The sequence below is a fragment of the Pedobacter frigiditerrae genome (assembly GCF_032678705.1).
Lineage (GTDB): Bacteria > Bacteroidota > Bacteroidia > Sphingobacteriales > Sphingobacteriaceae > Pedobacter > Pedobacter frigiditerrae_A.
The window spans coordinates 2,172,548-2,186,344 of the sequence record NZ_JAVTSS010000002.1; the positions used below are offsets into that span (position 1 = coordinate 2,172,548).

General features: G+C 35.2%; 10 protein-coding genes. 5 read left to right on the forward strand and 5 right to left on the reverse strand.

Features of this window, described 5'->3' with window-relative positions; genetic code table 11:
• The first annotated feature begins 18 nt into the window (after positions 1 to 18).
• Positions 19 to 1,209 carry an RsmB/NOP family class I SAM-dependent RNA methyltransferase gene (locus tag R2Q59_RS20340; RefSeq protein WP_316787257.1) on the forward strand — a complete coding sequence of 397 codons (1,191 nt, stop codon included), beginning with the start codon at positions 19 to 21 and terminating at the stop codon, positions 1,207 to 1,209.
• A gap of 124 nt (positions 1,210 to 1,333) precedes the next feature.
• Here the strand turns inward: R2Q59_RS20340 and R2Q59_RS20345 are convergent, their stop codons facing one another.
• The 4 genes from R2Q59_RS20345 to R2Q59_RS20360 all read right to left on the reverse strand — a co-directional run bounded on the left by R2Q59_RS20345 (position 1,334) and on the right by R2Q59_RS20360 (position 7,296).
• Positions 1,334 to 1,915 (reverse strand): MarC family protein, encoded by a 582-nt coding sequence (locus R2Q59_RS20345; RefSeq protein WP_410478928.1) that lies wholly within the window; start codon positions 1,913 to 1,915, stop codon positions 1,334 to 1,336.
• A gap of 70 nt (positions 1,916 to 1,985) precedes the next feature.
• A complete protein-coding gene (locus tag R2Q59_RS20350) occupies positions 1,986 to 3,305 on the reverse strand; it encodes a porin (protein ID WP_316787259.1) in 1,320 nt (439 codons plus the stop codon).
• 121 nt (positions 3,306 to 3,426) lie between these two features.
• Positions 3,427 to 4,917 carry an amino acid permease gene (locus R2Q59_RS20355; RefSeq protein ID WP_316772433.1) on the reverse strand — a complete coding sequence of 497 codons (1,491 nt, stop codon included), beginning with the start codon at positions 4,915 to 4,917 and terminating at the stop codon, positions 3,427 to 3,429.
• Positions 4,918 to 5,028: 111 nt separating this feature from the next.
• On the reverse strand, positions 5,029 to 7,296 hold the full coding sequence (locus R2Q59_RS20360; protein WP_316787261.1) for a sodium-translocating pyrophosphatase: 2,268 nt from the start codon (positions 7,294 to 7,296) through the stop codon (positions 5,029 to 5,031).
• 230 nt (positions 7,297 to 7,526) lie between these two features.
• Here R2Q59_RS20360 and R2Q59_RS20365 point away from each other — a divergent pair, with 230 nt between their 5' ends.
• A complete protein-coding gene (locus R2Q59_RS20365; RefSeq protein WP_316772441.1) occupies positions 7,527 to 8,948 on the forward strand; it encodes an APC family permease in 1,422 nt (473 codons plus the stop codon).
• Between the two features lie 530 nt (positions 8,949 to 9,478).
• Positions 9,479 to 10,447, forward strand: coding sequence for a TIGR01212 family radical SAM protein (locus tag R2Q59_RS20370; protein ID WP_316787263.1), 969 nt, complete (start codon positions 9,479 to 9,481; stop codon positions 10,445 to 10,447).
• 17 nt (positions 10,448 to 10,464) lie between these two features.
• On the opposite strand, the gene R2Q59_RS20375 is transcribed toward R2Q59_RS20370, so the two are convergent.
• Positions 10,465 to 10,935 carry an SRPBCC family protein gene (locus R2Q59_RS20375; protein WP_316772446.1) on the reverse strand — a complete coding sequence of 157 codons (471 nt, stop codon included), beginning with the start codon at positions 10,933 to 10,935 and terminating at the stop codon, positions 10,465 to 10,467.
• Positions 10,936 to 11,248: 313 nt separating this feature from the next.
• Between R2Q59_RS20375 and R2Q59_RS20380 the strand changes: the two genes are divergently transcribed.
• Positions 11,249 to 12,616: an ammonium transporter gene (locus R2Q59_RS20380; RefSeq protein ID WP_316772448.1), complete on the forward strand. Its 1,368-nt coding sequence runs from the start codon at positions 11,249 to 11,251 to the stop codon at positions 12,614 to 12,616.
• A gap of 91 nt (positions 12,617 to 12,707) precedes the next feature.
• Positions 12,708 to 13,742 carry a porin gene (locus R2Q59_RS20385; protein WP_316772451.1) on the forward strand — a complete coding sequence of 345 codons (1,035 nt, stop codon included), beginning with the start codon at positions 12,708 to 12,710 and terminating at the stop codon, positions 13,740 to 13,742.
• Positions 13,743 to 13,797: the final 55 nt, after the last annotated feature.

Below are 13,797 nucleotides of genomic sequence, written 5' to 3' on the forward strand. Positions count from 1 at the left end.
GCTTAGGCGATTCGGAATATGAAAGTAGAACATCAGGTTAGGGCTTTTGAGCAGGTTTTAAATAGTTACGATGGGGTTTTACCGCTTCATCGGTTTTTGTTTAATTACTTTAAACAAAATAAACAAATGGGTTCATCTGATAGGAGATGGGCATCAAGATACATTTACAGTTACTTTAGGTTAGGAAAAGCATTAAGCAAAATCGATAAACTAAAAAGATTGGCCGTTGCCGATTTTCTTTGTCACGATACAATAAGTTTGGTTATTGCTCATTATTTACCAGATTTAGAGCAATCTATTTCTCTTCCACTTGATGATAAAATAGAATTAATTAAAAAAGTTTATCAATCATTTAAGTTAGATGAGGTTTTTACTTTTGAAGCAGAACTTTCAGCAGGAATAGATAAGGAAGAGTTTTTAAAATCATTCTTTATTCAGCCTGATTTATTTATTCGTGTAAAGGAAACACATATTCAGGCTATCATTAATCAGCTAAAAGCTAATAACATTGTGTTCAAGGAAGTTTCTCCTACAACTTTGGCTTTGCCCAATGGCACAAAATTAGAGCAGGTTATTAGTGATGCTAGACTTTATCAAATACAAGATTTCTCCTCACAAAAAACCGGTGCTTACTTCGAACCAAATAAATATGATTATTGGTGGGATTGTTGTGCCGCATCTGGCGGAAAATCTATCTTATTACATAGCCTAGAACCGAATATTGAGTTATTGGTTAGCGATGTGCGTGAAAACAGCTTAAACAATTTGCAAGAGCGTTTTCAGTTAGCAGGCATTAAGAAGTATCATTTGAAAGTGATAGACCTGCTGCAGAAGAATGACCAAATATTACATCACTACGAATTTGATGGCGTTTTATTAGATGCCCCTTGCTCTGGAGCGGGCACTTGGGGAAGAACACCAGAAATGCTTAATTTCTTCGAAAAATATAAGATTGAGAATTATGTAAAGCTTCAAAAGGCAATTGGAGCGAGCGTTGTTAAATACCTCAAAACTGGTAAACCTTTAATTTATATGACTTGTTCTGTTTTTAAAGCAGAAAATGAAGACGTTGTAAAATACCTAACCGACAATTTCGATTTGAAATTGGATAAGATGGAATTGATAAAGGGATATAATGATAAGGCGGATAGTATGTTTGTAGCCAGGTTAATTAAGCAAGAAGCTACTAGTGGTGATGCCAATGTTTAATTTTTCCTTTCAAATGCCTAATGGCTTCCAAAAGAATGGCTAATGCGCCGATGATAACCGTGAATTGCTCAAAGTTGTTCATACCTTGTTTAATTGTCTATATGACTAATTTAACGAAATTTTGTTACAATCCAGTATTAGACCTGAACAATTTAATTGCAATAGCCAATAGAATGATGCCAAACGCTTTTCTTAAGATGTTTAAGCCTGTTTTTCCTAATAATTTCTCCAGCCTATTTGTATTCTTTAATACAAAATAAACAAAAAGCATATTTAAAATGATGCCCACAATTATATTTTGGGTGGCATATTCTGTCTTTAGCGATAGCAATGTTGTCATTGTACCTGCGCCAGCAATTAAAGGAAAAGCTAATGGAACAATAGAAGTAGCTGCTGAGCTATCTGCATCGTGTTTAAATATGGTTAAGCCTAAAACCATTTCCATCGCAATGGCAAAAATTACAAAAGAACCTGCAATTGCAAAAGAAGAAACATCAACTCCTATTACATTTAGCAAGGTTTTTCCTGCAAATAAAAAGATAATCATCAATCCTGTTGCTACAATTGCAGCTTTTTCAGATTGTATATGGCCGGCTTTTCTTCTCAGTTCAATAATGATGGGAATAGAACCAAGTATATCAATAATGGCAAAAAGAACCATTGACGTCGATAATATTTCACTGAAATTAAATTGCAAATGTTCCATGGTAATAGGATTTGCAACAAAGTTAAATTAATTAAGTTGAACTTAATTTAAGGGAATATTAAATATGTCGTTAGAAATAGAATTGAGTTCTAATAGTAAGCACATTGTCTTTTATGTCTTTTTCAAAATTTGACAGCTTAGTTTTTTCATTTCTAATGACGTCGTAATAAATGACAGCCTTTAAATGAGGGTTAAAATGATGAAGAAGTCCAAAGCCAAATGTGTCAAAACGAACATCTGCAGCAGAGAGCTTATTTATAGCGTTAATGGCATTTCCTTTCACTTTTGTATTCGGGTCATAATAATCATATTTAAGTATTAATTGATTATCTGTGCTATTTAAAGTTTGTACAAAAGTTAAATAAGCCCCATTGAAGCTTCTTGTATAATAAGGTAATTTAATGTTGTTTTTGTCTATTGGAACAATGGTAGGTGTACTGCTATTTGTAGAGCTTCCTGTTTGCAGTCCTTTTATGAATTCGGCCCTTAGCTCTGTTTTCCAACTTTTCTTTTTAGTTGAAAATTGAATGTCTGCTCCATAATATTTTCTAGGAGCAATTTTATTAATGTTTGTGGCAGATGAGTCCTTTGCCATTATCCAAACATTATTAAGCTTTTGCATTTGGTATTTTACAGGTAATTGATGATTTAATCCTCCTAATAGCGCACTAACTCCACCAGATATATTTATAGGCAATTTTTTAAAGGCATAATTTTTATGACTTAACCTCAAAACAAAATCTTTACTGTTATCAAATTCCTGAGGGCCAGACAAGCCCTGACCATTATAAATACCTAAATCAAATTGTATATTTTTAAGTTTCGCTGTTTTTTTACGAGGATTAAAACTAATCATGACACCTAAATCCCTTTCTGTTTTCATCAATGTTTGAGACATTCTGCCACGTTCTGGCGCTTCTCTAGATGAAGATGATAGCTGTAGCTCATTGCCAAATGGCCTACCGGCTAAACCAGCGGTAAAGGAGAACAATTGGAAATGATGTTCATAATACCTGCCCCAAAAATCCCTCACATTTACGCCTTGTTCTGTTCCGTCAAATTGAAAAACAAAATAGGTTGATGGTGTGCCATCGTCATTTAATAAGCTATAATCTGCCCTTAATCTCCCTCGTCTTAACCTGAACCTATTATCTGCATTATCACCAAAATTACCCCCTTGAAACTCTGCTGCAGTTCCTTTAGATTGTGCATATTGAAATTGCGGTTGCATATATCCACTAAATGATACAGAGCCGTATTTTTTTGAAATGATTAGAAGGTTATTTACCGTTGTAGAATCAAGTATGTCGTTAATGTTTCTTTGTGCAACTACAGTATTACTAATTAAAAGTAGGGAAGCAATTAGTAAATAACCTTTTAAAATCTTCATTTTGTTTTTTTTGCAAAGGTAATTTTTATTTGTAAAGTAAGAGTGGGGATGTTCGGGTTTTAAACAAAAAAGCCTCTCGATTAAATTTCGAGAGGCTTCTATGTTACAATTTTAAAATATCTTAACGTGGTCTATTAGGATTGTTTAAGTATGAATTTCTTTTGCTGTATCCAAAGTAAATGATAAAGCCTAAAGCTAACCAACCAAATAACCTTAACCAGTTAGTCCAGCCTAAACCAAATATCATGGCTCCGCATATTAAAACTCCTAAAATTGGTACAACTGGCACCCAAGGCGTTTTAAATTGACGAGGTAAATCAGGATCAGTTTTTCTTAAAATGATAACAGCAATACATACTAACATAAAGGCAAATAATGTGCCTATACTAGTCATATCGCCAACAATATCACCAGGTATAAATGCTGCAAATAAACCAACTAAAACTAAGATAAATAAATTCGCTTTGTATGGTGTTTGATATTTAGGGTGTAATTCGCTGAACATTTTAGGTAATAAACCATCTTTACTCATCGAGTAAAACACCCGACTTTGACCTAAAAGCATTACCAAAATTACAGAAGAGAAACCAGCTAAAATGGCTACGGTAACTAATTTGGCTAACCAATCATATCCTGGCATAAAATTTAATATCGCTGCAACTACAGAAGCTTCTCCACCTTTAGTAGGATCTCTGAAAAAATCTACTGGTGCTATTCCGGTTAAAACGTGAGCAAATAAAATATAAAGAACTGTACAAACAGCTAGTGAACCTAAAATTCCAATTGGCATAGCGGTTTTTGGGTTTTTAGTTTCTTGAGCAGCCGTACTAACAGCATCAAAACCAATAAATGCAAAGAATACTGTTCCGGCGGCCCCGAGAATACCCATAATACCCCCATAACTATGGCTAACACCAGCGTGGTCAATATATTTAGTAGGTTCAGGAATATATGGAACGTGGTTTTGTGCATTTATAAAACCCCATCCTAATATGATGATAAGTACAACGATTGCAACTTTAGTAATTACAATGATACCATTTACAAATGCAGATTCTGAAGTTCCTTTAATTAATAATAAACTCAATACCACAACGATAAATAAAGCAGGCAGATTTATGATTCCGCTAACGGTACCTTCTGCATGTGTTTGGAAAGGCGAGTGACACCATTCGTAAGGTATGGGAGATACATGTAATACTTCGACTAAGAGTTTGTTTAAATATTCGCTCCAAGCGATACCCACAGTTGCTGCACCTACAGCATATTCTAACACCAAATCCCATCCAATAACCCAAGCCATCAATTCGCCCATGGTAGCATAAGTATAAGTATATGCACTGCCAGAAATTGGAATAGAAGAAGATAATTCTGCGTAACATAAACCAGCTAAAGCACAACCGATAGCGGCAATGATAAAACCAATAGTTACAGATGGACCAGCATTTTGGGCTGCTGCTGCTGCAGTACGTACAAATAAACCTGCACCAATGATAGCTCCAATACCTAAAGCAACCAAAGCGCCAGCGCTTAATGTCCGTTTTAAACCTTTACCTGAATCACCTGCCTCTTCAAGTAGCAGGTGCATAGGCTTTTTAATAAATAAACTCATGTGTTAGTTTTTGTTTAGTTAAATTCAATCCCAAACCTAAATAAAATTAATTTAAAAATAAAGGGGATTTTTGTTCGAAATCCCCCTTATTTAGTAACATTTATGATTTAACTAACGATTTATAGTTGTATCGGTATCGTTTTTAATCGTATCTATCTTTTCATTGCCCAAAGAATCAACAGTTTTTATGATTTTAACCTCTTTTACAACCTGAGACATAGGGATGTGGATAGGTTCAGAAGAACTTATCGCTATATAAGGTGCGATAACCAATGAAACGATTGACATTAATTTAATTAATATGTTCATTGAAGGTCCTGATGTATCTTTAAATGGGTCACCAACAGTATCACCAGTTACAGAAGCTTTGTGTGGCTCTGATTTTTTATAATACATTTCGCCATTAATTTCCACTCCTTTTTCGAATGACTTTTTAGCATTATCCCAAGCTCCCCCTGCATTTGATTGGAAAATACCCATCAATACACCAGCAACTGTAACACCTGCTAACAAGCCGCCTAAAACTTCTGGACCGAAAACAAACCCAACTATAACTGGTGTAATCAATGCAATTGCGCCAGGTAACATCATTTCACGAATAGAAGCTTTTGTAGAAATAGCGACACATTTTTCGTATTCTGGTTTTGCTTTATATTCCATGATTCCAGGGATTTCACGGAACTGGCGGCGAACTTCTTGTACCATATCCATTGCTGCTTTACCTACCGCTTGAATACATAGTGCAGAAAATACAAAAGGAATCATCCCGCCAACAAATAACCCAGCTAAAACTGGAGCCTTGTAAATGTCAATAGCTGAAATACCTGCAATACCAACAAAAGCTGCAAATAATGCCAATGAGGTTAATGCTGCAGATGCAATAGCAAATCCTTTTCCTGTAGCTGCAGTTGTATTACCAACCGCATCCAAATTATCTGTACGTTCACGAACTTCAGGAGGTAATTGGCTCATCTCTGCAATACCGCCTGCGTTATCTGCAATTGGACCAAAAGCATCAATTGCCAATTGCATTGCTGTAGTAGCCATCATTCCAGCTGCAGCGATAGCAACTCCGTATAATCCAGCAAAGTAATAAGATGACATAATTCCGCCAGCTAAAACTAGAATCGGAATAACCGTAGATTTCATACCAACGGATAAACCTGCAATAATATTAGTCGCGTGACCAGTAGAAGATTGTTGAATAATTGAATTAACTGGAGCTTTACCCATAGCGGTATAATACTCAGTTACAATGCTCATGATTGTACCAACTACTAAACCAACCATTATGGCATAAAATACATTCATACTCGAAAACTCATAACCACGAAGGTTTAAAGTTTCTGGAAGCATCCATTTTACAATAAAGAATGAAGAAATAGCAGTAATTAATATTGAAGACCAGTTACCTAGATTTAATGCATTTTGAACATTAGATTTTTCATCTTTAATAGTTACAAACCAAGTTCCAATAATAGAGAAGATAATACCCAGTCCACAAATTACCATTGGTAAAAGGATAGGGGACATACCACCAAATTTATCAGTAACTGTAATTTCTTGTCCTAAAACCATTGTAGCTAATATCGTTGCTACATAAGACCCAAATAAATCGGCGCCCATACCTGCAACATCACCTACGTTATCACCTACATTATCCGCAATAGTTGCAGGGTTGCGCACATCATCTTCAGGGATCCCTGCTTCAACCTTACCTACTAAATCTGCACCAACATCTGCAGCTTTGGTGTAAATACCACCACCAACACGAGCAAATAATGCAATTGATTCTGCTCCAAGTGAGAAACCTGTTAGAACCTCAATTGCAGTTTTCATATTTATCACACTCACTACGCCATCTGTACCAATTACATCAAAATAAGAAAGAAAAACGATGAATAAACCACCTAATCCTAAAACAGCTAAACCTGCAACGCCTAGGCCCATTACCGTACCTCCAGTAAAACTTACTTTAAGCGCTTGTTTTAAACTAGTTCTAGCAGCTTGAGTTGTACGAACATTTGCTTTTGTTGCTGCTTTCATTCCAATATATCCAGCAAGTGCTGAGAAAAAAGCTCCAATTAAAAAAGCGATAGAAATGATCCAGCTTGAATGCATCGGAACACCATTAATTTCGGTAACAGTACCTGAGTAAGCCAAAAGAGCAGCAGTAAAAACTGCGAAAATGCTCAATACTTTCCATTCAGCCTTTAAAAAGGCCATTGCACCATCTGCAATGTAGCCAGCAAGTTCTTGCATATTTGCATCACCTGCATCTTGTTTGTTTACCCACGCACTTTTCACGGCCATGACCAGGATGCCGATGATTCCCAGTAGAGGAATCGAGTAGATTAAATTGTTTTGTAGAAAATCCATAGTTTAAATTTATATTTTGGTTGTTTAGTTGCGAATCGAAAATAATACAAGGAGAACAAAAATAAGCGTGTTTAGCTAATAACCAAATTTTTAGCAAATTGATTGTTAACATTTTTTCTTTTTAAGTAATAATGTTGCAAAGAGAACGTTTACGACTATTTTTTTTACCTGTAATTTAATATATCTTAGTCCAATATAAAGCTAAAAAACCAAACAAATAAATTAAAAACATGGAAAACCAAAAAGAAGAAGGGTCTTTTAAGAGAGAGCTTGGCCTATTTGATGGCACAATGCTAGTTGTAGGCTCGATGATAGGGTCGGGTATATTTATAGTAAGTGCAGATATAACCAGGCAAGTTGGTTCAGCTGGTTGGCTAATTCTAATCTGGGTGCTTACAGCTATAATTACAATGATTGCTGCAGTTAGTTATGGGGAGTTAAGTGCCATGTTTCCAAAAGCCGGTGGCCAGTATGTTTATTTAAAAGAAGCCTACAATAAGTTAATTGCATTTTTATATGGTTGGAGCTTTTTTGCGGTAATTCAAACAGGTACAATTGCTGCAGTAGGAGTAGCCTTTGCAAAATTTGCTGCCTATTTGTATCCGCCATTAAGTAATGAAAACATTTTGTATGAGGCGGGTTCTTTCCAATTAAATGCAGCGCAGTTGGTTTCTATTGTTACTATTGTTTTATTGACATATATAAACACAAGAGGTGTTAAGGATAGTAAAATGCTCCAAACATTCTTAACCATCATTAAAATCCTATCTCTATTCGGCTTAATTATTTTCGGATTAACGTTAGCAGCAAAAGCTGATGTTTGGAATGCTAACTGGACTAATGCTTGGGATTCTAAAATGTTCGATGCAAGTACTTCTTCATGGGTAACTATTGGTGGTACGGCTTTAATGTCTGGTATTGTAGCCTCAATGGTTGGCTCGTTATTTAGTAGCGATGCGTGGAACGGTGTTACTTTTATAGCAGGTGAGATCAAAAACCCTCAACGTAATGTTGGTTTAAGTTTATTCTTAGGTACACTAATCGTAAGTGTAATTTACATTTTAGCTAACGTGATGTATGTTGCAGTTATGCCGCTCAATGAAATTGCAAATGCTCCATCAGATAGGGTAGCTGTGGCTGCGGCACAATATATTTTCGGTAATACTGGAACTATCATCATTGCAGTGATGATCATGATATCAACTTTTGCATGTAATAATGGATTAATTATGGCTGGCGCAAGGGTTTATTATACCATGTCTAAAGATGGTTTATTCTTTAAAAAAGCAAGCAACTTAAATAAGTTCGATGTGCCTGAATGGGCATTATGGGCACAAGGTATTTGGGCTTCATTGTTATGTTTAACTGGCCAGTACGGTGCACTACTTGATTTTGTAATCATCATTGTATTGATATTCTACATATTAACTATATACGGGATCTTTATCTTAAGAAAAAAAATGCCAAATGCCGAACGTCCGTACAAAGCATTTGGTTATCCAGTTTTACCTTTTATATATATTATAGTAGCAACTGCGGTTTCAATAGGACTTTTAATTACTAAAACCAGTACTTGTGGTTGGGGTGTTTTAATCATGTTGATTGGTATTCCGGTATATTATATAACTAAACCTAAAGAAGGTCAGGATTAGAATGATTTAAGGATTGTCAAGATAAAGGATGATAAGATTGGTTTCTTGTCATCCTTTTTTGTTTTAAAAAAGCAATGACAGTGCTTGTAGGTTTGGAAAGCCCCGCTCCCTGCCTGCCGGCAGGCAGGTTCGTTACAATCTTTTTATGATTTACTGGTAGTCATCCGATGAATATATTAATATTGCAAATATTCATCGGATGACTATTTTGGCTCAAAAAAAGATTTTCACTGCGCTCGGGTTTAGCTAACTCAAATAGGTGCAAGAAAGTTAGTGTTCTAAACCCGACAGACGCGAAAATCCTTTTTAAAACCCTCTTCGGTTTAAAAAGATTGGAGCAGATGGCGGGACTGACTTTAATATTAGCTGTGGATTTGCTTTTCTAATTATTTTAATAACCTATCTAAAACTCCAATCCAAGAATTTATCATACAATCATCAAATCCTATTCAAGACAACTAATCATTATCTCATTTTCAAAATCCTACTCAAGACAAATAAGCTCCTAAAAATCCTTATCTTTGCAAACAATGAGAACTGCATTAGATTTAGGTATAAAAGGGTATAAGGGTTATGGCGTTCATTTGCGTGAAAAATATAACGGTCAGCGTGTATTTAAAGTAATTGTAGATGGAGGTTTTACTTGCCCTAACCGCGATGGTAGCAAAGGCTATGGCGGTTGTACCTATTGTAATGTGGATTCCTTTACACCAGAACCTTCAAGAAAATTGCCAACCATTAAGGAGCAATTGGAAGAAGGGATGAGAAGAGCCAAAACTTCTTATAAGGCAGATAAATACATCGTTTATTTTCAGCCAAATACCAATACCTATGCGCCAACACATTATCTAAAGATGATGTACGATGAAGCCTTATCTATCAATACTGAAGATGTGGTTGGTTTTTCTGTGGGCACAAGACCAGATTGCATTGACGCTGAGAAAGTAGCTTTGTTAGAAAGCTATACAGATCGTTTTGATGTAGATTTAGAGATGGGAATGGAGTCTATGTATGATGAAACGCTTAATCAAATTAATAGAGGTTGTAGTCATGGAGAATTTGTTGAAGCCGTTAAGCTGTTAGAAAACTCTAAACTAGACTTATGTGTGCATACCATTTTTGGCTTCCCATGGGAAACTAGAGAAATGATGTATGGGTATATTCACGAGATTAATCGTTTTCCGCAAATTAAATTCGTGAAGTTTCATCATTTACACATTGTGGAAGGTTCTATCATGGGAGCTAAATACAAGAAAAATCCTTTCAAGCTTTTTACCTTAGAAGAATATACCGATTTACTTTGTGAATTAATTCCTTTATTGAGACCAGATATCGTGATACAGCGCTTGTTTGGTATTTCTGACTGGGATCTGTTAATTGCGCCTAATTGGGGTTTGAACAAATCTGCTATACAAACCTATATAGATAAAGAAATAGAGAGAAGAGGCGTTCAACAAGGTTCGATGTATGAAGCTGTGGTCAACAATCCAGCAATCTAGCAATAAAACAATTTTTACTATCCCTTATAAACACCAAACAACTCGTTTACCTTTTTCTCTCTAAAAGTAAATATCTCCTTGATTTTATTTTTTACCATAACGTTGTGCGCTATTTCACCTAAAAACCCAAAAGGCAATCCATAAGTTAAAATATCTGTCATTTCTACACCGCCTTCAATTGTTTTAAAATGATGTTGGTGATGCCAAAATTTAAAGGGTCCGAAGCGTTGCTCATCAATAAAGTATTCTTCAGGCTGAACTTGAGTTATTTCAGTCATCCAGTTTAAATTAACACCAAATAAGGGTGATACCTTATAGGTAATGATCATACCAGCGTACATTTTGCCTTCGCTACCTGTTGAGGTAACGATAAATTCCATGTCATCGGGTGTGATTTTAGCAAGATTAGCTGGAGAAGAGAAGAAATCCCATGCATCAGAAAGTGAAATTGGAAGGTTTTGCTTAAATATAATTTGGTATGATTTCATTAGCTAAATATACATTTATGGACTGAAATTTTGAAAATTGTAATTTGAGGGTTGATGAAGTTGATTTTTTGCATTTTTTGTAAATTTTGGTAATATTTCTTTAATTTTCTGTAAAAATTTAATGTTTTTCATAAAAATAGCTTTCGTTTTGTTGTTTTTAATTGATTTTTGATTCAATTTTCAAGTATTTGGTGTTATTTTTTATTTTTTCTACTGTTTTTTGCATTTTTTACTTCAATTTATGTAAATAGTTAAAAATTTATTATTAGTTTTAGAGAATTAATCAAAATAATAACGCAAAACACTAAAAATTATGGCTAAAATTTTATTTAAACAGTATGCTCCATTTATCATTTTAATGATAGTGGCAGTCTTCGCATTATTTATTCCTTTACTTCCAAATTTTGATGAAGGAAAGTACAATGGAGCTGATATTGCTTTCATGTTAATAGCTACAGCTCTTGTATTTTTAATGACTCCAGGGCTAGCATTTTTTTACGGAGGTATGGTTCATCGTAAAAATGTACTTTCTACAATGATCAAAAGTGTGGTTGCTGCAGGAGTAATTACAGTTCTATGGGTTGTGGTTGGTTTCAGCCTTGCTTTTGGTACTTCAATTGGTGGTTTTATTGGTGATCCTAGAACATTCTTCTTCTTTCAAGGAGTAAATTCTGGACCGTCTTGGAGCTTAGCTGCTACAATTCCGCTTTCATTGTTTGCTGTTTTCCAATTAATGTTTGCCATTATTACACCAGGTTTGGTTGTTGGTGCGGTAGCTGAGCGTATTCGCTTTACTTCATATATTTTATTCATTGTTCTTTTCGCATTACTTGTTTACTCTCCATTGGCACACTGGACTTGGCATCCAGATGGTTTCTTGTTTAAAATGGGTGTTTTAGACTTTGCTGGTGGTACAGTGGTTCACATTTCTGCTGGTATGGCAGCATTAGCTGGTGCATTAGTTTTAAAACGTAGAAAATCTCACTTAGAGCATAAAGAAGTTCCACCTGCTAACATTCCTTACGTATTAATTGGTACAGGTTTATTATGGTTCGGTTGGTTCGGTTTCAATGCAGGTTCTGCAGTTGGGGCTGGTAGTTTAGCCGTTTCATCTTTCATTACTACAAATACAGCTGCAGGTGCTGCTGGTTTATCATGGATGTTCTTTGATGTGGCTAGAGGAAAAAAACCTTCTGTATTAGGATTTTGTATTGGTGCGGTTGTAGGTTTAGTTGCTATTACGCCAGGTGCAGGTTTTGTAAGTATTCCTTCTAGTATATTCATCGGTGCAATTGCTGCTGTTATCTCTAACCTTGTTGTTTCTTGGAAACAAAAAACTAGTTTAGATGATACATTAGATGTATTCCCTTGTCACGGTGTGGGTGGTATAGTTGGTATGTTGTTAACTGGGGTGTTTGCTACTAAAACTGTAAACTCTGCAGGTGCTGACGGTTTATTCTATGGCAATCCAACGTTTTTCTTTACACAATTAAAAGGTGCTGTTATTGTAATCATCTTCAGTTTTGTTGTATCATTCATCATCTTCAAATTGATTAATCTAGTACAACCAATTCGTGTAACTTCTGAAGAAGAAGAAGAAGGTTTAGATGCAAGTCAACATGACGAAAAATACTCTCAAGGAACATTAATTGTTGCAGGACAAGAAGTTCCTAATAAATAATAATTAAGCTCTAGTTTTCGGTTAAGACTAGAGCTTTAATTACTCCCTTATAGATACCAGTTTAATTTATAACGCTTCAAACTTTAAAAAGATGAAATTAAAATCTCTACTATCAATGTTGGCTTTAGGCCTAGGTTCTACCGTTTATGCACAAGATGCAGCTCCATTACAAATCTCTGGTTCAGTAGATACTTATTATAAATACGATTTTAGTAAAACAGGTAACATTAAAACTTATTTCGCTAACGAGCAAAATTCAGTTTCTTTAGGTATGATTGATTTAGCCCTTAAGAAAACTACTGGTAAGGCATCTTTTGTAGGTGAATTGTCTTTTGGTCCTCGTGGTCAGGCTCAATCTATTCCAAATGCTGCTGGAGCTTATGACGAAACAGAGAACAGTTTCCATATCCAAAACTTATACGTTAACTATGCTTTTTCTGATAAATTCAGTATGGCTGCTGGTTACATGGGTACTTTTGTTGGATATGAGGTAATTTCTCCAGTTGGAAACTTCAACTATTCTACTTCTTACTTATTTGGTTCTGGTCCTTTCCAAAATGCAGGTATTAAAGGAACTTATGCTTTTTCAGATAAAGTAAGTTTAATGGTTGGTTTGTTTAATGAGTGGAATCAATATAGTGCTTCACGTGGTGTGTCTAGCGTTGGTGGTCAATTAATGGTTTCTCCAGTAAAAGGATGGACTGCCTATATCAATGGTTTACATGGATTAGATGCTTACGGAAACTATAGCACAATTGTTGATTTAACAACTTCTTATCAGATTACTGATAAATTTAAATTAGGCTTAAATGCGGCTGATTTAAGTGCTGATGATGATGAATTTGGTTACACAGGTGTTGCTTTGTATCCTCAATACGCATTTACTCCTGCTGTTGCTTTAGGCGTAAGAGCAGAATATTTCAATTATAAAGGGATTTCTGGTGGTCCAGATGCAAGTGTGGCATCATTTACTTTGTCTGGAAATATTAAGGCTGGTGGTTTAACCTTCATTCCTGAGGTTCGTTTTGATAACGATAAAGACCTTACTCAAGGATTTGTTAAATCTAACTTAATGCCTACAAAATCAGCTACTCAATTCTCATTGGCTGCGGTTTACGCATTTTAATAATAACAACGTAATCTTATTAAACGTCCCGAATTTTTCGGGACGTTTTTTTTAT